The sequence below is a fragment of the Nodularia sp. UHCC 0506 genome (assembly GCF_034931045.1).
Lineage (GTDB): Bacteria > Cyanobacteriota > Cyanobacteriia > Cyanobacteriales > Nostocaceae > Nodularia.
In genome coordinates, this window is sequence record NZ_JAYGHH010000050.1 from 1 (window position 1) to 22,127 (window position 22,127).

General features: G+C 40.7%; 22 protein-coding genes and 1 tRNA gene. 10 read left to right on the top strand and 13 right to left on the bottom strand.

Features of this window, described 5'->3' with window-relative positions; translation table 11 throughout:
* A partial coding sequence (locus VB654_RS20785; protein WP_323215704.1) for a hypothetical protein occupies nt 1–195 on the top strand: 195 nt, incomplete at its 5' end.
* A gap of 156 nt (nt 196–351) precedes the next feature.
* Here the strand turns inward: VB654_RS20785 and VB654_RS20790 are convergent.
* Together VB654_RS20790 and VB654_RS20795 are read right to left on the bottom strand one after the other, a co-directional pair.
* On the bottom strand, nt 352–1,503 hold the full coding sequence (locus tag VB654_RS20790; RefSeq protein WP_323215705.1) for an MbnH family di-heme enzyme: 1,152 nt from the start codon (nt 1,501–1,503) through the stop codon (nt 352–354).
* Complete coding sequence (locus VB654_RS20795) at nt 1,500–2,480, bottom strand: MbnP family copper-binding protein (protein WP_323215706.1); 981 nt, start codon at nt 2,478–2,480, stop codon at nt 1,500–1,502. Before VB654_RS20795 ends, VB654_RS20790 begins: the two co-directional genes overlap by 4 nt.
* Nucleotides 2,481–2,673: 193 nt before the next feature.
* On the opposite strand from VB654_RS20795, the gene VB654_RS20800 reads away from it, so the two are divergent.
* Complete coding sequence (locus VB654_RS20800) at nt 2,674–5,265, top strand: TonB-dependent receptor domain-containing protein (RefSeq protein ID WP_323215707.1); 2,592 nt, start codon at nt 2,674–2,676, stop codon at nt 5,263–5,265.
* 122 nt (nt 5,266–5,387) lie between these two features.
* Nucleotides 5,388–5,693 carry a hypothetical protein gene (locus tag VB654_RS20805; RefSeq protein WP_323215708.1) on the top strand — a complete coding sequence of 102 codons (306 nt, stop codon included), beginning with the start codon at nt 5,388–5,390 and terminating at the stop codon, nt 5,691–5,693.
* 54 nt (nt 5,694–5,747) lie between these two features.
* Here VB654_RS20805 and VB654_RS20810 read toward each other — a convergent pair whose 3' ends face one another.
* From VB654_RS20810 to VB654_RS20840, 7 genes are all read right to left on the bottom strand, one after another.
* Nucleotides 5,748–6,197, bottom strand: a complete 450-nt coding sequence (locus tag VB654_RS20810; protein ID WP_323215709.1) for an SRPBCC family protein — start codon at nt 6,195–6,197, stop codon at nt 5,748–5,750.
* Between the two features lie 20 nt (nt 6,198–6,217).
* Entirely contained in the window at nt 6,218–6,406 is a 189-nt protein-coding gene (locus VB654_RS20815) for a CPXCG motif-containing cysteine-rich protein (protein ID WP_074163337.1), read from the bottom strand.
* Entirely contained in the window at nt 6,390–8,045 is a 1,656-nt protein-coding gene (locus VB654_RS20820) for a radical SAM protein (protein ID WP_323215710.1), read from the bottom strand. The genes VB654_RS20815 and VB654_RS20820 overlap by 17 nt, the downstream gene beginning before the upstream one ends.
* 21 nt (nt 8,046–8,066) lie before the next feature.
* Nucleotides 8,067–8,321 (bottom strand): SemiSWEET transporter, encoded by a 255-nt coding sequence (locus tag VB654_RS20825; protein WP_323215711.1) that lies wholly within the window; start codon nt 8,319–8,321, stop codon nt 8,067–8,069.
* A gap of 213 nt (nt 8,322–8,534) precedes the next feature.
* The gene (locus VB654_RS20830) at nt 8,535–10,322 is read right to left on the bottom strand and encodes a hypothetical protein (protein ID WP_323215712.1); all 1,788 of its coding nucleotides are present in this window, start codon (nt 10,320–10,322) and stop codon (nt 8,535–8,537) included.
* Between the two features lie 212 nt (nt 10,323–10,534).
* The gene (aroC, locus tag VB654_RS20835; RefSeq protein WP_323215713.1) at nt 10,535–11,623 is read right to left on the bottom strand and encodes a chorismate synthase; all 1,089 of its coding nucleotides are present in this window, start codon (nt 11,621–11,623) and stop codon (nt 10,535–10,537) included.
* 346 nt (nt 11,624–11,969) lie between these two features.
* Nucleotides 11,970–13,277 carry a glutamate-5-semialdehyde dehydrogenase gene (locus VB654_RS20840; RefSeq protein WP_323215714.1) on the bottom strand — a complete coding sequence of 436 codons (1,308 nt, stop codon included), beginning with the start codon at nt 13,275–13,277 and terminating at the stop codon, nt 11,970–11,972.
* A 208-nt stretch (nt 13,278–13,485) separates the two neighbouring features.
* Here VB654_RS20840 and VB654_RS20845 point away from each other — a divergent pair, with 208 nt between their 5' ends.
* The 3 genes from VB654_RS20845 to VB654_RS20855 all read left to right on the top strand — a co-directional run bounded on the left by VB654_RS20845 (nt 13,486) and on the right by VB654_RS20855 (nt 16,377).
* A complete protein-coding gene (locus VB654_RS20845; RefSeq protein WP_323215715.1) occupies nt 13,486–15,468 on the top strand; it encodes a zinc metalloprotease HtpX in 1,983 nt (660 codons plus the stop codon).
* Between the two features lie 206 nt (nt 15,469–15,674).
* Complete coding sequence (locus VB654_RS20850) at nt 15,675–16,244, top strand: Uma2 family endonuclease (RefSeq protein WP_323215737.1); 570 nt, start codon at nt 15,675–15,677, stop codon at nt 16,242–16,244.
* Nucleotides 16,245–16,269: 25 nt separating this feature from the next.
* Nucleotides 16,270–16,377: an aldehyde dehydrogenase family protein gene (locus VB654_RS20855; RefSeq protein ID WP_323215738.1), complete on the top strand. Its 108-nt coding sequence runs from the start codon at nt 16,270–16,272 to the stop codon at nt 16,375–16,377.
* 1 nt (nt 16,378) lies between these two features.
* Here the strand turns inward: VB654_RS20855 and mazG are convergent, their stop codons facing one another.
* Together mazG and VB654_RS20865 are read right to left on the bottom strand one after the other, a co-directional pair.
* Complete coding sequence (mazG, locus tag VB654_RS20860) at nt 16,379–17,173, bottom strand: nucleoside triphosphate pyrophosphohydrolase (protein ID WP_323215716.1); 795 nt, start codon at nt 17,171–17,173, stop codon at nt 16,379–16,381.
* Between the two features lie 25 nt (nt 17,174–17,198).
* Nucleotides 17,199–17,777 carry a metal-binding protein gene (locus VB654_RS20865; RefSeq protein ID WP_323215717.1) on the bottom strand — a complete coding sequence of 193 codons (579 nt, stop codon included), beginning with the start codon at nt 17,775–17,777 and terminating at the stop codon, nt 17,199–17,201.
* A gap of 125 nt (nt 17,778–17,902) precedes the next feature.
* Between VB654_RS20865 and VB654_RS20870 the strand changes: the two genes are divergently transcribed.
* From VB654_RS20870 to VB654_RS20880, 3 genes are all read left to right on the top strand, one after another.
* Nucleotides 17,903–17,975, top strand: a tRNA-Val gene (locus VB654_RS20870).
* Nucleotides 17,976–18,068: 93 nt separating this feature from the next.
* Nucleotides 18,069–18,530 carry a DUF29 domain-containing protein gene (locus VB654_RS20875; protein ID WP_323215718.1) on the top strand — a complete coding sequence of 154 codons (462 nt, stop codon included), beginning with the start codon at nt 18,069–18,071 and terminating at the stop codon, nt 18,528–18,530.
* A gap of 242 nt (nt 18,531–18,772) precedes the next feature.
* Complete coding sequence (locus VB654_RS20880) at nt 18,773–19,681, top strand: AbiJ-NTD4 domain-containing protein (protein WP_323215719.1); 909 nt, start codon at nt 18,773–18,775, stop codon at nt 19,679–19,681.
* A 241-nt stretch (nt 19,682–19,922) separates the two neighbouring features.
* Here the strand turns inward: VB654_RS20880 and VB654_RS20885 are convergent, their stop codons facing one another.
* Together VB654_RS20885 and VB654_RS20890 are read right to left on the bottom strand one after the other, a co-directional pair.
* Nucleotides 19,923–20,261, bottom strand: coding sequence for a type II toxin-antitoxin system PemK/MazF family toxin (locus tag VB654_RS20885; protein ID WP_323215720.1), 339 nt, complete (start codon nt 20,259–20,261; stop codon nt 19,923–19,925).
* Entirely contained in the window at nt 20,248–20,472 is a 225-nt protein-coding gene (locus tag VB654_RS20890; RefSeq protein ID WP_323215721.1) for a CopG family transcriptional regulator, read from the bottom strand. Before VB654_RS20890 ends, VB654_RS20885 begins: the two co-directional genes overlap by 14 nt.
* 142 nt (nt 20,473–20,614) lie before the next feature.
* Between VB654_RS20890 and leuC the strand changes: the two genes are divergently transcribed.
* The gene (leuC, locus tag VB654_RS20895) at nt 20,615–22,018 is read left to right on the top strand and encodes a 3-isopropylmalate dehydratase large subunit (protein WP_323215722.1); all 1,404 of its coding nucleotides are present in this window, start codon (nt 20,615–20,617) and stop codon (nt 22,016–22,018) included.
* The last annotated feature ends 109 nt before the right edge of the window (nt 22,019–22,127 follow it).

Genomic DNA, 22,127 nt, shown 5'->3' on the forward strand with positions numbered 1-22,127 from the left:
TTAAGGTTCCTCCTTGACCTAACTTTAGTGGAGCAAGAACTTTTATCTGGTGGACAAAAACCAGATGATGTGGATGGTGATTTCGAGAAAGACAAAGAGAAGGAGAAACAGAAGGATAAAAATATTACAAATTTCTTGATTGCTCAACAGGATATAAGTGGGTCGGTGGAAATAAACTTAACTATCAGTATGTAAGCAAAAGTAAGGACTTGTAAATTACCTTACCGTAGTTTTCTAAATACACTGAATTAGGCAAGTTTTTCATTAACGTTTTAATTGCTGTAGGAGTAACAGTAACACTTTTGGCAACTTTCCTCAGTAATTTTGGATAAAAAGTTAGAGGATGTCTAATTAGTTGGGATCACTTAATGCAGGGTTATGAATAAATGTTTCATCAGTCAAACTTTTCAGGAAAGCTATCAGGTCATTTTTTTCAGCTTCCGTTAATTCAAAACCGCTAATAAATTCACTCTTGAAAGGATTTTTGCTTCCTACTCCCGCAAACTCTCCGTCATCAATCTTTCTCCCACCGACTTTGTAGTGGTCGATAACCGCTTCTAGAGTAGCTATAGTACCATCGTGCATATAGGGAGCAGTCAGAGCAATATTTCGCAGGGTTGGAGCTTTGAAACGTCCCATATCAGAGGGTTGGGTAGTAATTTCAAAAACACCAGTATTATTTGGTGGGTAAGCTCCTTTGCCATCAATATTATAAAGCCCAGTGTTGTGAAAAGCGATTTCCACAAAAGCCAGGCGATCGTACATCACAGAATCGCTGAAATTAATTCCACCGTGACAATGAAAACATTCCAAACGTTCGCTGTTGAATAACTTTTCTCCCCGTTGAGCAGCTTTGGAAATAGCATGAGAGTCACCACAGAAGCGATAACGATCATAGGGAGAATTCACGGAAATCAAAGTACGTTCAAAAGCCGCTATAGCTTTAGTTAGATTACTCAAGCTAATTGCATCCTGACTTTCTCCAAAGGCTGTGGCAAACATCTGTCGATATTTGGTGTCATCTCGCAGCATGGTTAAAATTTGTTGTTCCCGTCCTACCATGCCCATTTCTACTGGATGTTCCCCAAAAATTGGCACTAAAGCTTGAGTTTCCAACTTCGTCATCAAAGGGTTCGCCCAAGTTAATACCGGGTTGTAACCAATATTGGCTAGACTCATGGAGTTACGGGGGTGTTTTTCGCCCGTTGCTCCCACCGCTACAGTTTTCCCATCAGTAAAAGCCAAGGACTGAATATGGCAAGATGCACAAGAGAATTCACTGGTGATTGATAAACGCTTTTCATAAAAAAGATGCCGTCCCAACTCCACTTTTTGCGAACTCATTGGGTTATCTGCTGGTACAATTGGCTTCGGCATCCAAGTTGGGATATTCCAGTCATATTCTGAAGTCGGTGATTTGCCAAGTGCTTTACTCAGTCCCATTGACAGACAAAGGGACAATAGACAAATCACAGCTAAGGTAAACAAGCGAGTTAATTTCATTCAACTCTAAAAAATTTCTGTTCAGAAGCGGGTTGATTACCGAAGGGTAAACCAAAATTAGTCATAATGCCGACACAATCGCTGTCATCGGGAGATGACATACAACCTGGAGGGGTATTTGCTTGGTTGATGGTTAAATTTGTGTTTGCTAACAATGCGGCTAAGTCTGCAACCACTATATTTTTGTTGGGATCAAATTTAGTGAAGACTACCTTCGCGGTATTAGGATTTTTACAAGATGAGGGTTTTTGACTACCTGTGGTGGCTTGACAACCGGTGCTACCCAAATGGATGGGGAAACCCTGCGAGTGATGATTTTGTTCACGATGTTTCGCGCCTGGGCTAGTGTGATTATGCTTCTCTAAATCAATGCGAGCAAATTTGTAACCAGCTAGCCAGTTCCACCAGAGGGAAGTTAAATTTAGGGGTGATGGGGCGGTGACGGAATCCTCATGATTGAGATTGAAAGGGATACCCAAGGTAAATTGCAGTCCTTGATAATTGCCTTTGGGGACTTTACCAATTATTTGATTACGTGTTTCTACTGTGCCGTTAACACAAGCACCAGATTTATTTTCAAAGTCTAGAAGGGCGACATTTTGGTATTGCCATTTACCATCCTGGGTTAAAGTTAGGGGTACAGCTTTACCATTGATATCAATTAAAGCTACATCAGAGACATAAAAACGAAAATCAGAGAGAGTAAATTTTTGGGCTGGTTTACCTAAAGTGTAGGTTTTTCCACATTCAAAAGGCTGTTGAGCAACTTTACTATTAAATCTAATTTTTACTTCTTGAGTTTCATTAGTAGAAGCTAAACTGATGGCGTAATTCCCCAGAATGGCGGTGCAGGGAATTGTGACTAATGTGAATACCGCTAATTTCGCAGACAACTGCATCACTTCACCTATGCTTTGATCAAGGTATCTTCCAATTCTCGGTAATTGATGAGCTGCTGTCAAATGACAAGCTGTCAAACTTAGGTAAGAGTATAAAATCAGCAAAGACAGATTAAAAGTTTCTATAAAAATCAGATATAGATATCAAGTTAAGTTTGACACTCTGTCTTTTGACATCAACAGTAGTTTGACTTACTGTCACAAATAATTATTGAAACATCTGGAAAACCAGCAAATTACCTAATTTTTGGCGTGAGTGAGAGGAACTAGGGTGAAAAAAGATAGTTTGTCAGCTTATTTGTGGTTAACTTCTGTTATATCAATTTTTACGGTTTTTCCTGCATATTCAGATGAAATAGTTATCACAGATATTCCTCGATTGAGCGAAATACAGCTGGCTAACACCAGTATTAAAGAATTATTGGTACAACAACCACAACCAAATCCAGTTATTCAAATACTAGGGGTGCGTTTAAAACAATCTACTAATGAGTTGGAAATTTTCTTAGAAACTCCTACATCTGATCAGTTGCAAGTTACTTACAAAAGTGAGGTAAATAAATTCATCGCAGATATTCCTAATGCTCAACTGCGTTTATCTAGTGATAATTCATTTCGTCAAGAGCAACCATTTACAGGTATTGCAGAAGTAGTAGTCATAAATCAGGATGCAAATACTATCCGAGTGATCGTTACAGGTGAAGTAGATATTCCCAAAGTTGAGTTAAATGACAGCAATGAAGGTTTAATTTTTGTCATCACGCCAGCAATATCTTCAACACCACAAACACCGGATACGTCTCAACCTAGTAGTGAAACACCAATCACACAACCATCATCTGAGGCGAATGAGCCGATTGAATTGGTAGTCACCGCGCAAAAACGCCCAGAAGCAGCACAGGATGTACCTCTGAGCCTGAAGGTAATTCCTCAGCAGGAACTCATAGATGGACAAATCAATTCTTTGCAGGCGATCGCCAACAATACACCCAATTTTACTTTTCTCCCCACCACAGCAGGAAGTGCTGATTTTAGTTACTACAGCTTACGGGGGCTGAATAACTTTAACTTTTTAGCCAGTCAAGACACTGTTGGCTTTTATATTGATGATGTTCCCTTTGATTACGGCGCTTTTCTAGACGTTGCGTTAATTGATTTAGAACGGGTGGAGGTGTTACGTGGTCCCCAAAGTACCCTCTATGGTAGAAGCAGTCCGGCTGGGGTAGTGAATATTATTTCTCGTCCCCCTAGCAATCAGCCAGAAATCGGCATTACAGCAGGTTATGGAAGTTATAACAGTCGGGAATTTCAACTATCGCTCAGTGATGCCATTATCCCCGATCAACTTTCGTTTCGACTGGCGGGAGCATACAATGCACGAGATGGTGTATTTGACAATATCTTTGTTGATCAGGCGGTGGGAGAGCGATCGCAAGTCACTGGACGCGCTCAAATTCTCTGGACACCTACCCCAGAATGGAATGTATCATTTAACGTCTACGCCAGTGATAACGACAATGGCAATCCTACCTTTTCACGCCAGAATGCAGAAAACCCTTTCCAAGTTTCCCAAGAAGTCGATGGTTTTAATCGCCTCAGCACTAACACCCAGGCTTTGAAAGTGAGCTATAACGGTAATGGCTTTCAAGCTACATCAATCACCACACGGAGATTTAGCAATCAAAGTACCTTAGTGGGTGATAACTTCCCCGGTGACTTATTGCAGCAAATTATTGGTATCAATTCTACCTTGTGGTCACAGGAGTTTCGCCTCCAATCTCCCGAAACTGCGGAAACCCTTCGTTGGCTGTTGGGTGGATATTACGAATCACGAGATTTTCAAGTTATTGATGATACCTTTAAATATACAGAAGCTGGTGCAGTTGCCTTTGGCGTACCAACACCGGGAAGCGATCGCGTGTCCGCAGAACAATATCGCAATACTTACGCCATCTTCGGACAAGTTGATTACAAGCCAGTTACACCTCTGACTTTGTTTGCTGGTTTGCGCTATGAAACGGCTGATGCTGACCTCGACCGCAGCCGTGTGTTTGAGAATACAAACGGTACTGTAAATCCCCCTACTGGTGAGGTACGCGGTGCGACCCTGAATAATGAGGAATTAATTCCCAGGTTTGGCTTACAGTATCGCTTCAACCAGAATCTCATGGCATACGCCACCATAGCCAAAGGCTATAGACCCAGTGGATTTAACTATCGTGCTGATACAGAAGATACACGGCGATTTCAAGAAGAAACCTCCTGGACTTACGAAGCCGGCTTAAAATCATCTTGGTTAGATGACCGTCTCACGGCTAATCTGTCGGTTTTCCAAACTGACGTAGATAATTATCAAGTGCTGCTTACCGATGATTTTGGCTTTTTTAGAAACGTCACTAATGCCAATGTGAAAGTCACAGGCTTAGAATTTGAACTCACCGCCAAGCCAGCACAAGGATTGAATTTTATCGCTGGTATTGGCTATGTAGACAGCAGATTTAAAAACTACAGAAATCCCTTTACAGACGGAGACTTTAGCGACAATCGCGTTCCTTTTGCACCAGAACTTACCTATAATCTAGCGGCGCAGTATCGCAGTAGAGGCGGATTTTTTGCCCGTGCGGAACTACGTGGTTATGGTGTAACTTATTTCGATGATGCCAACCAAGTCAAGCAAGACCCCTATGCCTTGGTCAATACCCGCATTGGTTACGAAGGCGAACAATACGGTATTTATTTATATGCCAATAACTTGTTTGATACTCGTTATATTACCTCTGGGTTTCTGTTCCCAGCACCCAACGTCACAGCCGGATTTGGCGACCCCGTAACTTATGGTATTCAGGTGCGGGCGAAACTTTAAAACTTTTGTACTTGGTATTGACCTTTTTTTTAATTCAAAATTCAAAATTCAAAATTCGCATTTTTTCAAATTCTTGTGGTTGAGTAGTAAGCTAAAGATTAAGCGATTTATTTGGAATGGTTATGAACAATCAACCAAAATCTCTTGTAAATGAGTTAGAACAAATTTATATTCAGGATATTCAGACAATAACCCGTTTGTTAGCTCAAATAACAAACCGTAATCCAGATGAGATTAAACCACACTTGGATACCATGCTTAAGATGTTAGTACAATTACAGGGTGAGCGTCCTTTCTATGAAACTGCAACCCCTCAAGAGTGGGTAACAGCATTTCAAGAGTGGGTAGAAAGCCATCGAGAACTTAACCTTCCAACACTTTCAGATACAGCCATTAGCCGAGAAAGTATTTATGGAGAGCGAGGTTAAGTGCCGTATCTTGTAGATACTAATGTCTTATTAAGGAGTGTAAACCTTAGACAATTATCGTGATTCACACTCGCGTTTAGTGACATGGTGACGATAGCGAAACATCGCTTCTAATTGCGCTTGTATGAGCCAACCACTGACAAATTCTACTGTACCACCACCGGGCATAGAGAAGGAAACCGCATCGGTTAACTTGGTTTTACCATTTTCTGCACTAAATTCATGTCGATGTATCCAAGACTCAAAAGGCCCAGATATCTGTTTGTCAATAAACAGACGATTTTTTTCACATTCAGTGTGTCGCGCTAACCAAGTTAAAGGTAATGGCCCTAAGAATAAACGAAATTCAGTGATAGCGCCCGCTTCTAGTCCGCCTTCACGACGAATTACTTGCACCGGTTGCCAAGGTGGGTTGAGTAGTTGTAAAATATCTTGTCTTTCGTGGAATTTCCACACTACTTCGACTGGCGCATTAATGACTGAGGAATGTTGAAATTGCAGCATGGAAAGAAAAAACGTAAAATTTAGCTTTCGCAGTCAGTTGAAATCTCTATATCTAGGGTATCTTCATCAACCGAGACATACAAAATATTCGGGTTACAGCAAACTTGACAGTCTTCTACATAAGATTGTTGTGAGCCTGCACTCAAATCGATAAAAGTTAAGTTTGGTTCGCCGCAATAAGCGCAGTAGTACTCAGCAGTATTTTGCATTTAATGGCTGTAGTTCTGGGGGGGTTGAGTTGAAATGACTGGTAGCTTCAGCCAAGTGCTTCAGTAGTGTAGACTGTGGTAGAGGCCCTTGCAAGTGATGCCAAGGTAAGATTTGCTCGGTTGACCAGTTGCTATGAACGTAAAACTCTAAATCGGGTATTTGTCCTTTGAGTTGTTTGAAAGCACGTTTGTAGCTACCTAAAGAATCGCCAAATTCACGGGTTAATTCTAGAAGTTGGGACAATCGGCGATCGCCTCTCGATATCAAAGCCTGTATAATTGACCAATTATAGCTTTCTGGACGAAATTCTATCCCCTGGGGTTTTAGCTGTTTTTGCAGCATCTGTAGCCGCTTTTCCGCCTGGCGATTTACCCCAAACCATTGAAATGGCGTGTGTGCTTTGGGAACAAATGTACTACATCCAAATGTTAACCGCAATCCTGGGGCGGCTTTTTTAATATTCCGCATCATGGCGACGGTTTGCTCTAAATCTTCTGGTTCTTCACCGGGGATACCTGCCATACCGTAAAGCTTCAAGCCTTTCAATCCTCCAGCCTTGGCATTGATAGCAGCTTGGATGATTTCATCATTATGCAGCTTTTTGTTGACGATTTGGCGGAGTTTTTCAGAACCACTTTCTACTGCAATTGTAAGCGATCGCGTGTCTCGTTTCGCCAAAGTTTCGGCAAGCTGCACTGTTACGGTATTGGTTCGCACCGAGGCAATACTCAAACGGACATCATCGTATTTGGGCTGACTAATATAATCTAGCAAAGCCTCAAACTCTGGGTGTTGAGTCACAGAAGCCCCCAATAACCCCAGCCGGTTTGTCACAGCTAACCCTTTTTCAATGGCGGGAATTAACGACTCTTCCAAACTGGCTGTTCTAAAAGGTAAAGTCAGATAACTCGCCATACAGAAGCGGCACATTTCGGGACAACTCCGCACCACTTCCACCATATATATATTTTCCCAGGCGGCTTTTTCTGTCACCACAGTGGATGTAGATAGGGTATTCCCTCGATAAGTTTGCTTCTGCACCACTGCGGGAACTTCTGGGAAAATTGGTTTAATTGACTTTAACTCACCATCTTTGGCGTGATATTCCACCGCATACAAACTAGGAACATAAATTCCTGGTACTTGCGCCAGTGCTTTGAGTTGAGTTTCTCTAGAAGCGTTTCTGACTTCTTTGTATGTCTCAATAAAATTAGGTAGCAGATTTTCTCCATCACCGAGTAAAATGACATCAAAAAAATCGGCAAAAGGTTCGGGGTTAGCAGTGAGAACAGGGCCACCACCAAAAATTATGGGATGGGAATCATGACGGGAAGTAGCCCTGATGGGAATGTCTAAAGATTCCAGTAAATTTAAAATATTTACATAATCGAGTTCCCAGGAGATAGAAAATCCCACAATTTCCGGGTTTCTGGGTAGTTGTTCCTGAATATCGGTAAATAAGCGACTCACCTGCACATCTTCACGCATGGCTAAAGTTGCCCACACTACCTGATAGCCGAGGCTGGTAATACCCACTGTGTACTCGTTGGGAAAGGCGAAAATTAGCGGGATAGCATCGTTGTGGGGGGTGGTGGGGGTAAATAGGAGGCGTTCAGAGGCAAATAGAGATGATGTCACAGGTATTTATTAGGAGCAAGTTTATCTATATTTAATTTTAAGCCATAGAATTATGAAGTTGAAAAATAAGGTGAAGCTGTTAGCCAGAATAATGGGTAAGGATTTTAAATAAATTCCATATATTAACCATAAAGAAAGACCACTCATAAATGTAATCAGCATCAGATAAGACACGTCTTTTGCTGATTTGCTTTGCCATGTTTTCCACATTTGTGGCAAGAAGGCGCTGGTTGTTAATGTGGCTGCACATAATCCTAAAATTGTGATAAATTCCATATATGTTAGGTTGTAATATATATGGAATTATATCTGAGTTTTAATAAGTAATTTTAAACGAACCGCCAAGTCGCCAAGAACGCCAAGGTAATGTTGCTGGACAAACAGTTTCTTTAAATTGCTAAATCATTACAAAATTTTGTGTTTAACCAGTTTAATTGTAAAGACATTCTACATAACATCTTTACAATTTAAAAATTGAAAATATTGGTTTTATTTCTGAGTATTCTGCTTTTTGAGATAATCTTTAGCCCAAGCATAGCGTTTTGCATCTTTTTTCAAAAGATACTGTGCTGCTTCATCTCGTTTGTCATCATTCTTGGCATTCTTGAGTATTCTTTTGATTTCAGCATCAATATCTTCAGTTTTAGCCCCACGCTGAATAGCTTCTTCAAACCAATTACTACCTTTATCATACTCACCTCTGTCATAACAGATAGCTCCCATTAAAGTATAAGGTTGATAAGTATCAGGTTGATAATCAATGGCTTGCATTGCACAGTTTTCTGCATCATCTAATTTATCAATATCTCTAAAGGCTGCACCTCTAGATACTGAAATGGCTGATTTTACCTTATTATCATTAATTTTATTTAAGTCTAAATTTGTAATTTTTAAAGCCTGTTCAGGTTCTTTTGCTTTACGCCAACAACTACTAGCATTTGGGATATTCCATTTATTTCCACTCCGTTTCATTTCACTCTCATAAAATTCTGCTTCCAATCTGTAATATGCACGAGCTATCATTCCATCATGAGATAACAAACCTTTTTCTATAAGCTGAACAACTAATACAGCATCTAAGCGTTCTTTTTTCTCAAGTTTTATCATAATTTCGTACAATGGCTCTATGGGTAATGCAGGAGCTATCAAGCCATATTTTTTCTTGAGAATTGCAAAGTGCTTTTCTTGGGCTAAAATAATGATATCTTCATATTTATGATTTCTTAGCCATTCAATTTCTGCGTCGCTCAGAACTCCTCCCGATTCTATCCTTGACTTCAAAATAGAAGCATATTTTTGATTGGCAAATTCAATTGTTTCAGTTAGATTAATTCCTTTTAAATATTTAATATCACTTTTATTTAGCTGAGGATGTGTTTCAACCTTTTTAAGCAGGTTATATAAATCACTATTCAATGATAAATCTGTGTATTTAGTTGCTTTATACTTAACCTTCAAAGCAGTGAATTCTCGTTTTTTTTCAAGTTCCTCTGCAATGGTAATTGTTCCTGTAAGTCTTTGTTTTTTCAACCAGTGAATTTCTGAAGCAATGAGTTTTGTATCTGTCTCAAGTTTTTGGAGTATTAGATATAGTTGACTGGTTAGTTCTTTATCTGGGTGTTGGCTTGCTTGGTACTTAGCCTTTAATTGGGTAAATTTAGCTTGTCTTGCAGATACTTGTTTTTCAAAAATTTCTATCGTTTCAGACAGTTTATGATTGAGTAGCCACTGGTGTTCAGAGTGAGTTAAACTTGTTTCTGTATCTAGTCTCGTTAGTATTTTATAGAGATGGCTGTTAGGGAATGAATCTGGAAATTTAGTGGCTTTATACTTTTGCTTCAAAGCAGCAAATCGTCTCATATCCTGAACAATTTCGACGGTTTGAGTAAGTCGATTATCTTGCAATAATTTAAATTCTGAATCAGTTAAATTATTTCCTGCTTCAAGTTTCCAAAGTATAGAATATAAAAAACTTGTTACTGATGTATCCCAGTTGTTGGAGACTTTATATTTAGTTTTAAGTTGCGAAAATTCAATTTCTAGCCTTTTGCGTTCTCCCAGCTTAAACTTCTCTAATTCAATAATTGCAATTGTTTCAAAAAGTTTCTGCTTTCGTAACCAATTCAATTCTAACTCACTGAGTTCAATTTCTAAGTCAACTTTTCGCAAAATTAAATACAGCAAATTAGAAGGTGATGAATCTTCATATTGAGTTGCTTGGTATTTACACTTGAGTTCAGCAAAATGTTTGAGCCGAGTTTTATAATCTTTATCCATGTTGACAGTAACTGCTATTACACGCTTTAGAATGTATTATAGACTACTATAACAATGGCAAGTAATAATAGCTAGTCAGAATGTAAATTTAGACATTGATGTTTACCATATTCTATCACGCAATTGCGCGACAGAATAATCTATAATCCTTACAGTATAAGAGTTATAGCCAAAAAATTGATTTCGTTTGTTTACTGATCGTGAATGACGAATTACAATACCTGACACTGGCCATGATTGCGTAATAAATGGTCACATAATACTAATGCTACCATTGCTTCAACCATTGGTACTGCACGAGGTAAGACGCAAGGATCATGTCTTCCTTTGGCTGCTAATACAGTTTCTTCACCTTCTTTAGTAACTGTTTTTTGCTCTTTTCTAATGGTGGCTGTGGGTTTAAATGCAACTCGTAAAACAATATTTTCGCCGTTGGAAATGCCTCCTTGAATGCCTCCAGAACGGTTGGTTACTGTGCGAATTTCTCCGTTTTCATCAATATAAAATTCGTCGTTATGTTCAATTCCTGTTAATAGTGTCCCGGCAAAACCTGAACCAATTTCAAAGCCTTTACTAGCTGGAAGAGACATCACACCTTTGGCAATATCTGCTTCTAATTTATCAAATACTGGTTCGCCTAAACCTTTGGGGACATTTCGGGCGACGCATTCCACTACACCGCCGATGGAATTACCTTGTTTACCTATTTCTTCTATTAATGAAATCATGCGATCGCAACATTCGGCATCGGGACAACGTACAATATTGCTTTCTACTTGTTCTAAGGTGACGGTGTTAGGATCAATGACCCCTTCTAAGTCTTTAATGCGCTTGACGTAACCGATAATTTCAATATTGGCAACTTGACGCAGAATTTTTTTAGCGATCGCACCAGCTGCAACTCTACCTATTGTCTCACGGGCTGACGATCTGCCGCCACCTTGCCAATTACGAATGCCATATTTTGCATCATAGGTAGCATCGGCGTGGGATGGGCGATATGTTTGCGCCATCTCGTCGTAGTCTTGGGGACGGGTGTCTTTATTCCGCACCATAATGGCTATGGGTGTTCCCAAGGTTTTCCCTGCAAATACTCCAGAGAGGATTTCGCAAGTGTCTGCTTCTTTGCGGGGTGTGGTAATTTTACTTTGTCCCGGTCGTCTTCTGTCTAGTTCTACTTGAATTTCTTCGGCTGTAATTTCTAATTGGGGAGGACAGCCATCAATTATTACCCCCACACCGCCGCCGTGGGACTCTCCAAATGTTGTGATGCGAAATAAATGTCCGAATGTGTTGCCCATGTTGTTGAGGAAAATGAGTGAGGCTTTTGTATTGTACCGAAAGTTATCACCTAATCAAATGATAAGTTTTTTGGTTTTGAGGTCGAACCGCCAAGTCGCCAAGTACGCCAAGGGGAGAGAGTTTGAGTAATTATTCCAGGTTTAAGTTTGCGGTCATTAAGTCTTTTAGGTTTGTGACTGTTTGGTGCAAATTTGATCTACTGGTAAGTCGTTAGGTTAGATTCCAAATTTCTCTGCGTCCTCTGTGCCTCTGTGGTTTGTTTTTCCAGAATTTTTCCCAGTAAATCCCTAAATTATAGATTAATCTGTGCTAACACCGTGTAATTATACGGTTTTTTGGATATTTTTATCCTAAGTCTTGATGGGTAAATGATTGGGCGTTTTCTCCGGTGTATGTGGCGACAATATGACCGTCACCAGTCATTTGATATTTGTAGGTAATTAATCCTTCTAAACCAACGGGACCACGGGGAGGCATTTGTTGGGTACTTATTCCTACTTCTGCACCAAAACCGTAGCGGAAACCGTCGGCGAATCGGGTAGAACAATTGTGAAATACTCCGGCTGCATTCACTAGTCCCCAGAAGGTTTCTACTGCTGCTAAGTCTTCTGTGATGATGGCTTCTGTATGACGGGAACCATATTCGTTAATGTGAGCGATCGCCTCTTCTATTGAATCTACTATTTTAATGGCTAAAATGAAATCACTGTATTCTGTCTCCCAGTCTGTATCTGTAGCAGGGGCAATATTTGGTAATATCTCTAAGCTGCGTTGATCACCTCTTAATTCCACATCAACTATTTGCAAAGATTCGGCAATTTTTGGTAAAAATTCTGCGGCTATTGATTGGTGAATTAATAAAGTTTCAATGGCATTACAAGCAGCAGCATATTGAATTTTAGCATCAACTGTCAGTTTAATTGCTTTGGCAATATCAGCCGCTTTGTCTATATATAAATGACAAATTCCTTCGGCGTGTCCTAATACGGGAATGCGGGTATTATCTTGGACAAACTGCACAAAGGAATTGGAACCTCTGGGAATAATTAAGTCTACATATTTATCTAAATTTAACAGTTCTACAGTTTCTTCTCTGGTTGTTAATAACTGCACTGTCTCTGAGTTCACCACAGTTTGAGATAATCCTTGTTTAATGGCTTTAACTATGGCTTCACAAGACCGAATTGCTTCTTTTCCACCTTTGAGAATTACACCATTCCCTGATTTAATCGCCAGGGAAACAATTTGAATCGCTGCTTCTGGACGGGCTTCAAAAATAATTCCTAAAACACCCAAAGGACAAGTTATCCGCTTGAGAACTAAACCTGTATCCAGTTCGCGGTGAATCTGCACTTGACCCACTGGATCTGCTAGTTTAGCCACATCTCGCACCCCAGCGATCGCATCTCTTAATTTATGTTCATCTAACTGCAACCGTTTATACAGTGGTTTGGCAATTCCTTCAGCAGATGCGGCTTGACAATCAGCGATATTTGCCTGTAAAATCTCATCCTTAGCTGATTCTAAAGCTTGCGCGATCGCTTCTAGGGCTTGATTTTTTGCTTCAGTCTCCAAAAGTGCCAGCTTACTTGCTGCTTGTCGGGTTTGTTGCGCGATCGCAATTAACGGAGAAATATCTTTAAGAATAGTCATATCAAAAAACGTGGCTTTTTTCTCATCCTACCAAGCTGAGAATCTGAATTAAATAACATCTTTATTTCCCCTCTTCTTGATAATCAGAGGGACTGGAGTGAGGTTCTCTATATTATACTTGTTAAGTTTCCGTAATTCTGATGACAAGGGCTGAATATATTGAGTATTGATGGATAAATTCCTACTCCTTTACTAAGCAAAAGATACTATGTCATTGCAATCTGGATTAGAAGCCTTTCAACAAGGACGTTATCAGGAAGCGGTGGAGTTACTCGAACAATTCAGCCGTAATTGCGTTGATCACGATTCCTCTGATTATCTTTCCGCCCAGATGTGGCTAATGAAAGCCTATCAAGGTACAGGCGAAATCGAAAAAGCGAAAGTCCTGTGTCAAAAGTTAATGGTAAGTGAAAACCCACAGGCTCGTAAATGGGCAGAAAAAGCCCGCCAATCTTTTACTCAACAGCCTAAAACTACGCCAAAAGCTGGACGTGCTGCTACAACTGGTGTCAAATTAGCAATGGGTGCTGTGGGCGGTAATTTAGTTTTAGCTTCTGCTGTCACCATGACCTTAATGTTTGGGATGGTGTTGGTATTAGGTTTGAGCTTAGTATTTATTTTAGGTAGTGACAATCCATTGCAAGGGTTAATGATTGCGATCGCCATTACCTTAATTTTCAATATCGCTGCCTTTTTCTTCTCTCCCTTCTTAATGGACTTAACCCAACGCTGGCTTTATCAGACTCGCTGGATAGAGTTAGCAGAAGTGGAAAGCCTCAGCCCAGAAACAGCGAAAATTATTCGTCAAATCTGCGATGATAAAAATCTCAAAACTCCCCGATTGGGAATTATTGACGACCAAAACCCCACGGCTTTTACCTACGGTTCCTTACCTAACAGCGCCCGGTTAGTTGTCAGTCAGGGACTTTTCACTTATCTAGATGATGATGAAATTGCTACCGTCTACGCCCATGAATTAGGACACATTGTCCATTGGGACTTTGCCGTGATGACAGTAGCTTCTACCTTAGTGCAGATTTGCTATCTGATTTACAGTACAGCCCGTAGATTGGGTCGTGGTGGTGGCGATAACAAAATCAAAGATGCTTTACAAACTGCTGGTTTTGCTGCCTACGTATTTTATATTATCGGCACTTATTTATTACTGTATCTCTCCCGTACCAGAGAATACTTTGCCGATCATTTTGCCGCCGAAACTACAGGCAACCCTAATGGATTATCCCGTGCTTTGGTGAAGATTGCTTACGGTATTGTAGAAGAAGGAGCGCGATCGCCTGAACCCAGTCGTTTAATTGAAGGCACTCGTGCATTAGGTATTTATGACCACAAAGCCGCAAGTTCCACAGGAAGCGCTTACCGAATTGCATCTGACCCCCAAAAAATTGGGCGTGTTTTTTTGTGGGATATGTTTAACCCTTGGGGCTGGTGGATGGAATTAAATTCTACTCACCCATTGACAGGTAAACGTGTCCGTGCTTTGAGTACCTATGCAGAACAGTTAGGTTTACCAATCGAGTTCGACATGGGAAAAGTCATCGGAGAAGGCAAAACTCTGAATAAGAATAAGCTTTACGGTAACTTTTTCTTAGATATACTGCTGTATGGCGCTGAAACCATTGGTTTGTTCACAGGCTTAGTAGTTAGCTTTATTTTATTCTCAACTTCCGCCAAGTCAGGTTTCATACTGGGTGCGCCATTCATGGGCTTAGGGTTAGGAATACTGGTCAAAGCCTTTATCATGTTTCCCGGCTACCAACAAGCACCAGCTACTGATATTCTCACTTTAATGTCAGACCCCTATGCTAGTCCTTTACGCGGACAACCAGCAAAAATAGCAGGTTCACTGATTGGTCGTGGCGACGCTGGTTATAAATTTGGTTCTGATCTGAAAATCCAAGACCCTAGCGGTATGCTATATCTGCACTACGCCTCCCGCTTTGGCCCCATCGGCAATTTCTTATTTGGGATGAAGCGAGTACAAAGCCTAATTGGGGAACAAGTCGGGGCTGTAGGTTGGTTTCGTCGAGGTATAATGCCTTGGATGGATTTAATCCAACTTCAGAGTGAAAATGGTACAGTTGTTAACAGTTACCATCGTTTTTGGTCATATATCCTTGGTGGTGGGTTGCTCAGTCTCGGAGTAGCTGCAATTATATTTTTGAACTCCTAGACTACCATAGCAAAGTGCTGAGTGCTGAGTATAATCGCCATAAATCCTGAGTTTTTATATTGAAACGCAAAGGAACGCTGAGGAAAGCGCAAAGTATCGCCAATAAATCTCCGCGTACCTCTGCGTTTTTACCTGTCTTTGAATAGCGATAGCGGTGCTAGAATTGGTAGGAGAATTTGAAAGCGTTGATTTCTGATCATGATGCAATGATTGCCACCCCTCAACCTCCAAAAATGAGTCTCGACCAATATCTTGCATGGGAACCATTACAAGATTGTCGCTATGAATATGTGAATGGCGAAATTTTCGCTATGACTGGCGGTACAATTCCCCATAATGATATTGCCTTAAATCTCTACAGAGCATTGTATCCCCATCTACGCACTAGAGCTTGTCGCATCAACGTTGCTGATGTCAAAGTGCAAGTTAATACACAAAGTCCGTACTTTTATCCTGATGTGGTGATTAGTTGTGATCCCAGAGATTTAAATGCACGCAAATTTATTCAGTATCCCAAAATAATTGTCGAAGTGCTTTCTCCTGGAACAGAAGCTAAAGATAGAGGAGGAAAGTTTGCTTTTTATCGCACCATGCCCAGTTTGCAAGAATATATCATAATTGAATCTGAGAAAATCGGAGTAGAGTTTTATCGTCGAGGAGAAGGCCGAATGTGGCTGTATTCCCCTTATACAATTGGTGATAATATCACTATAGAAAGTGTGGATTTTAGTTGTGCGATTGATTCGATTTATGAAGGCGTGAGTTGGGAGATATAAATTTCAATGAATTAAAGCACACGCGATCGCTAACAACGTCCGTGGATTCAAACAATCCGGTATGGGTCGAGAAATCGGTGAATATGCACTGAAACAATACACCGAAGTCAAGACTGTTACAATGAAATTATAAATTATAATTGCTCTTTCGCAATTTGGGCTTTTGCCTGTTGCCAAAGAGTCTCAAACTCATCCAAACTGTAATCAGTAAGGGGGCGATCAACAAGCGCCTCTATTTTTTGCAATCTCTGCACAAAGCGCTGATTTGTCCCCTGTAACGCTGCACTAGGATCAATATTGTGCCAACGCGCCAGTTGCATAATTGCAAATAATAAATCTCCTAATTCCGCTTGTTGACGTTCTGGTGTTTCCTCAGCCAAAGCCTGTTGAAACTCGCCTAATTCTTCATGAAACTTCGCCCAAACCCCATCAACATTATCCCATTCAAAGCCCACAGCCGCAGCCTTTTGGGAAATCTTCATCGCCGCCATCAGAGGGGGAAGAGTCCGATAATAACGAGCCAGTTTAGCACTAAATTGATGCTTCTCTGAAATTTCCCCCTTCTCCTGTGCCTTAATCGCCTCCCAATTTTGGCGAACCTCATCCACACCATCCACAGACACATCACCAAAAACATGAGGATGACGACGAATCAACTTTTGCGAAATCCCCCGTACAACATCCTCCAAATTAAAATCCCCCGATTCCCCAGCGATTTGGGCTTGCAAAACCACCTGTAAAAGTAAATCTCCCAACTCCTCCTTAATCCCCTCCCGATCCCCCTCCCGAATCGCATCAACCACCTCATAAGCCTCCTCAATCACATAAGGAATCAGACTTTGAGGAGTTTGTGCCAAATCCCAAGGACAACCCCCATCAGGCGATCGCAACTTAGCCACCACAGCAATTAACTCTTTTAAAGCATCCATAAAAAACCTCCGCGTACCTTTGCGCTTACCTTAGCGTACCTCTGCGTTTAACTCTTCCCTTCCTCCTCCCCTTCTTCCCAGCAAACAAACTCCGCACCCCCTGCTTTTGCAACCGCTTATAAGCCGAACCCCCCCAATCGCTAAGAGAATGACTCATCGCCCCCAGTTCCAACCCCAAAAACAAAGCCAAATATTCAGTAGTGTAAACCACAAGCGATCGCCCCAAAGCCACAGTCAAATCCTGCCAAGTCACAGCCAAGATTCCCAACATTTCCCCCACCACCAAAAACACCGTAGCCACCAGCGCCAGGAAACAGCCCAGATAAATTACCCGGATGATTGTGCCAATAATCGGCCCATGAGAAAAAACAGAACGATGGCGCAGCTTTTTTTGATAAGGTCGCCAAATACAGCGCAAAAAGCCCCAGCGTTGGAACTGACGCGAGTAAATATCCAAATCGGGGCCGAACATCAAACCGCTAAACATAAACCCACCAGCAACCAACAAAGTTAAATTGCTGCTGCGAGTTTGCCATAAAGTCACACCGGCGATTACAGGCAGAGTATATAAAGTGATGCGATCGTGAGTTCCACCAGAGGGCATAATTGAGTTGATCGCCTGTGGGCAAAGGATTACTGAGTTATTATTGTACGTGAAAAAAAACTTTTCCCAAAGGGGTTGCGCGATTAGAAATACTTTGCTATATTAGTTAACTGTGAGAGTAAAACGGGTGGTTAGCTCAGTTGGTAGAGCGCCTGCCTTACAAGCAGGATGTCATCAGTTCGAGTCTGGTACTACCCATTTTTAATACTAACTTGCCATCTGCATCCGAATAAAATTGGAAGCGGATGGCTTCTAATTTACGAGTTAAATCTTGGGAGGTTGAAAAATTAGATGACAGCACCTCAACCAAAAGTCTTGATAAACTCCCAGCTTTACGATGAAGATTTTTATCTGTGGCTAGAGACAACAGCTAAACAACTCAAAGCAGGTAAATTAGCTGAAGTTGATTTAGTCAATCTCATTGAAGAAATTGAATGCATGGGGAGAAGTGAAAAAAGAGCGTTAAAAAGTAATTTAATAGTTGTTTTAATGCACTTACTGAAATATAAGTATCAGCCAGAGAAACGTACTAATAGTTGGTTATCTACTATATTTGAACATCGCCGCAGACTTCAAGAAGGTTTGCTAGAGAGTCCTAGTTTAAAAAATTACTTTGACGAAAATTTTGGGGTATGTTATCAAGATGCAAGACAACAAGCAGCTTTAGAAACTGGTTTGTTACTTGATACTTTTCCTGTGGAGTCTCCTTTTACTGCGGATGAATGTTTGCGTCAAGATTTTTTACCTGAGTAGCTAAATAGAGTTTTTATATTAGCCTAAATAGTTCGCGTAGCGTGCCGTAGGCTCTAGCATTAAGTGTATTAGGCGCAAAAACGCAAAGAAATCAGAGTTTAAGAGAGATTTTACAGTGACGCGATCGCCTACATTATAATAGTAGTACAACTTGAGTCAGTGCTAAACTTTAGATTTAAGTAGCCTTTTTTTGGTTAATTAAGCTATAACGTATCTAATTGAGCTAATTTTAAAATTAAAGTATGGATACGTTTTCTCAGAGGCATGGCTTTAAACCTAAGAGAGAAATTATGCAGATTGAGTCAATGAATCAGGATCTGCGTAACAGCTTATGGAATGTCTTAGTTCTATTAGTGTGGGAAAAATTGGAAAAATATTATCAAGATTATGGTCCTATAGACTATTCTTCTCTTGGTCAAGATTTTGAAGTAAATGAAATAAAAAGTTTAATTTGGTTATTGTGGTTTTCTCATTTTAAGCAGACATTGGATACTTTGACAGGAGTTTGGACTCTAGACTTTAAGTTTATAAAAACATTATTTTTTAAATACCAATGGCATGAAGTTTATGATTTTTTGGAGTTTATTGCTACAAATTACAAGAGCAATGCTCAATTAGAAAAATTCATAGACTTATGCAATCATGTTTTAGAACGTGAAATGTCTGGCTATCGTTTTATCGGCTCAATAATTACACCAATAACATCAGAGACAGAAATCAAGGCAATAGAAGAAGCTTTAGCAAGTGAAGATAAATTAGCCCTAGTATCGCAACACATAAACACTGCAATAACTCATTTATCGAGAAAAGAAAACCCTGATTATAGAAATTCTATAAAAGAATCTATTAGTGCTGTAGAATCCATTTGTCGCCTAATTGCTAATGATAATAAGACTACATTGGGAAAAGCTTTAAATATCATAGAAAAACAACAAAAAGTTGCTTTAAATGGTTTATTAAAGGAGGCATATTCTAAATTGTATGGTTATACAAGTGGTGCTGAAGGGATACGCCATGCTTTACTAGATGAATCTAACCTTGACTTTGAAGATGCCAAGTTTATGCTTGTGTCTTGCTCTGCTTTCATTAACTATCTTAAAGGCAAAGCTATACAAACAGGAATTGAATTTAAAAATCAGCAGCCAGAATAATATCAGAGGTATCTGTGGCTAAAGACGACAGCTAAGAGGTTGTTTGAAAAGTCTAATTTATTACAGCCCTGGCGACTAGAAGTCGCGGCTATACAAACTAAACCCGCCTGCGCGGGTTAAAAATCCCACTTTTTCATTAGTCCACGGAGGTGGACTTCGCCTGTGTAGTAGCGAATTATATTCGCCCAAAACTTTTCAAACATCCTCTAAAAGCACAAACAAGTTAAAAATATTTCAAATCCTATTCCAAACCTAAATGCAGCTTGAGAGCAGCATCAACTAATTCTATGAAATCTTGACTCAAACACCCTACCATATCTCCCAAAATGCGCTGTTTAGAAATCGTGCGTACCTGTTGCGCTTGTACTTTAGAAGGCTTGGATAAACCAGAATCTTCTGGATTTAACAACACTTCAAAAGGATACACACGATTTAAATTAGATGTAATTGGTACAATTGTCACCGTATTTGAAGCATTATTATTAGCGTCATTGCTGACAATTAGTACAGGACGGCGTTTATCCATTTCGGAACCAACGGCCGGACTGAGATTTGCAAAGTAAATTTCACCACGTTTCATCTGTCAGCCCATCCCCTACGGTGACATCCCATTCTGGGTTAAATTCCGCCGCAGCTTCGCGGTAAGCTTGTTCTAACTCTTGATATCGTAGTAATTCTATTGCTAACTCAATCACTTGAGAACGAGATTTACACCCTTTAGTAACTTTGTAATTCTCCAAAAACTGCACTAAAGACGCTGGTAAGGAAATAGAAAGTTTTTCAGCTTGCATAGTATTACCAAAAGGTAATTTAATTTTTCCTACTTTATCTTAGCCTAAATAGTAGGAAGCAGTACATTTAACGTAAAACAGCTAAAGGATGACACTTTTTTGATACGATAGTAGCTCTAACTCGTGAAATAACGATTTTCGTATGAGCAAAGGCACCCTGTTTGATAAAGTTTGGAACTTACACACCGTTGGAACACTTCCTTCAGGGCTGACGCAACTATTTATCGGGCTTCACCTGATTCATGAAGTCACCAGTCCCCAAGCCTTTGCCATGTTGCGGGAAAGGGATCTAAAGGTGTTGTTTCCAGAACGAACTATAGCCACAGTGGATCACATCGTCCCGACTGAAAACCAAGCCAGGCCATTTGTAGATAGCTTGGCGGAAGATATGATCCAGGCTTTAGAACAAAACTGTCAAGAAAATAATATTACTTTTTATAACATCGGTTCTGGCAATCAAGGGATAGTCCATGTCATCGCCCCAGAACAAGGACTGACTCAACCAGGTATGACCATTGCTTGTGGTGATAGTCACACATCTAGCCATGGCGCATTCGGTGCGATCGCATTTGGGATTGGTACTAGCCAAGTGCGGGACGTTCTCGCCTCTCAAACCCTGGCTTTATCGAAACTCAAAGTTCGCAAAATAGAAGTTAACGGCACTTTAAACCCTGGTGTTTACGCCAAAGATGTGATTCTGCACGTCATTCGGACATTAGGTGTAAAAGGTGGTGTAGGTTATGCGTATGAATATGCAGGAACCACCTTTGAACAAATGAACATGGAAGAACGGATGACCGTTTGCAACATGGCCATTGAAGGTGGCGCGAGATGTGGTTATGTCAACCCCGATCAAGTAACTTATGATTACTTAAAAGGTAGAGACTTCGCCCCTAAAGGTGCAGAATGGGACAAAGCTGTGGCTTGGTGGGAATCCATCAAGAGTGATGCTGATGCTGAATATGATGATGTGGTAGTCTTCGATGCGGCGGATATTTCCCCTACAGTCACTTGGGGAATTACACCCGGTCAAGGTATCGGCGTAAATCAATTTATACCCAAGCCGGAAGAATTGCTAGAAGAAGACCGATTTATTGCCGAAGAAGCTTATCAATATATGGATTTGTTTCCCGGTCAACCGATAAAAGGCACTAAAATTGATGTCTGCTTTATTGGCAGTTGCACCAACGGCAGAATCAGCGATTTGCGCGAAGCGGCAAAAATTGCCCAAGGTCGTCACGTTGCCGAGGGTGTGAAAGCTTTTGTTGTCCCTGGTTCGGAACGGGTGAAGCAAGAAGCCGAAGCCGAAGGACTGCACAAAATCTTTGAAGCAGCTGGCTTTGAGTGGCGTGAACCTGGATGTTCTATGTGTTTAGCGATGAACCCCGATAAACTCCAAGGCAGACAAATCAGCGCTTCTTCTTCTAACCGCAATTTTAAAGGCCGACAAGGTTCCTCTTCTGGGCGCACATTATTAATGAGTCCAGCGATGGTGGCGACTGCGGCTATCCAAGGGGAAGTCTCAGACGTGCGCGAGTTGTTATAAAAATAAAATCAAAGATATATCTTCTTGTGGGGTGTCTTCTTGTGGGGTGGGCATCTTGCCCGCCCTTGTGTAAAGTATAACACCCCTACACCGTCTATATCTCTGTGGT

What these genes read in the sequence shown, in the direction of transcription:
- VB654_RS20880 (WP_323215719.1), top strand. Translation starts at nt 18,773, where the DNA reads ATGGATACGTTTTCTCAGAGGCATGGCTTTAAACCTAAGAGAGAAATT.
- VB654_RS20850 (WP_323215737.1), top strand. Translation starts at nt 15,675, where the DNA reads ATGATTGCCACCCCTCAACCTCCAAAAATGAGTCTCGACCAATATCTT.
- VB654_RS20865 (WP_323215717.1), bottom strand. Translation starts at nt 17,777, where the DNA reads ATGCCCTCTGGTGGAACTCACGATCGCATCACTTTATATACTCTGCCT.
- VB654_RS20815 (WP_074163337.1), bottom strand. Translation starts at nt 6,406, where the DNA reads ATGCAAAATACTGCTGAGTACTACTGCGCTTATTGCGGCGAACCAAAC.
- mazG (WP_323215716.1), bottom strand. Translation starts at nt 17,173, where the DNA reads ATGGATGCTTTAAAAGAGTTAATTGCTGTGGTGGCTAAGTTGCGATCG.
- aroC (WP_323215713.1), bottom strand. Translation starts at nt 11,623, where the DNA reads ATGGGCAACACATTCGGACATTTATTTCGCATCACAACATTTGGAGAG.
- VB654_RS20790 (WP_323215705.1), bottom strand. Translation starts at nt 1,503, where the DNA reads ATGAAATTAACTCGCTTGTTTACCTTAGCTGTGATTTGTCTATTGTCC.
- VB654_RS20825 (WP_323215711.1), bottom strand. Translation starts at nt 8,321, where the DNA reads ATGGAATTTATCACAATTTTAGGATTATGTGCAGCCACATTAACAACC.
- VB654_RS20830 (WP_323215712.1), bottom strand. Translation starts at nt 10,322, where the DNA reads ATGGATAAAGATTATAAAACTCGGCTCAAACATTTTGCTGAACTCAAG.
- VB654_RS20810 (WP_323215709.1), bottom strand. Translation starts at nt 6,197, where the DNA reads ATGCTGCAATTTCAACATTCCTCAGTCATTAATGCGCCAGTCGAAGTA.
- VB654_RS20805 (WP_323215708.1), top strand. Translation starts at nt 5,388, where the DNA reads ATGAACAATCAACCAAAATCTCTTGTAAATGAGTTAGAACAAATTTAT.
- VB654_RS20885 (WP_323215720.1), bottom strand. Translation starts at nt 20,261, where the DNA reads ATGAAACGTGGTGAAATTTACTTTGCAAATCTCAGTCCGGCCGTTGGT.
- VB654_RS20875 (WP_323215718.1), top strand. Translation starts at nt 18,069, where the DNA reads ATGACAGCACCTCAACCAAAAGTCTTGATAAACTCCCAGCTTTACGAT.
- VB654_RS20845 (WP_323215715.1), top strand. Translation starts at nt 13,486, where the DNA reads ATGTCATTGCAATCTGGATTAGAAGCCTTTCAACAAGGACGTTATCAG.
- VB654_RS20840 (WP_323215714.1), bottom strand. Translation starts at nt 13,277, where the DNA reads ATGACTATTCTTAAAGATATTTCTCCGTTAATTGCGATCGCGCAACAA.
- VB654_RS20890 (WP_323215721.1), bottom strand. Translation starts at nt 20,472, where the DNA reads ATGCAAGCTGAAAAACTTTCTATTTCCTTACCAGCGTCTTTAGTGCAG.
- leuC (WP_323215722.1), top strand. Translation starts at nt 20,615, where the DNA reads ATGAGCAAAGGCACCCTGTTTGATAAAGTTTGGAACTTACACACCGTT.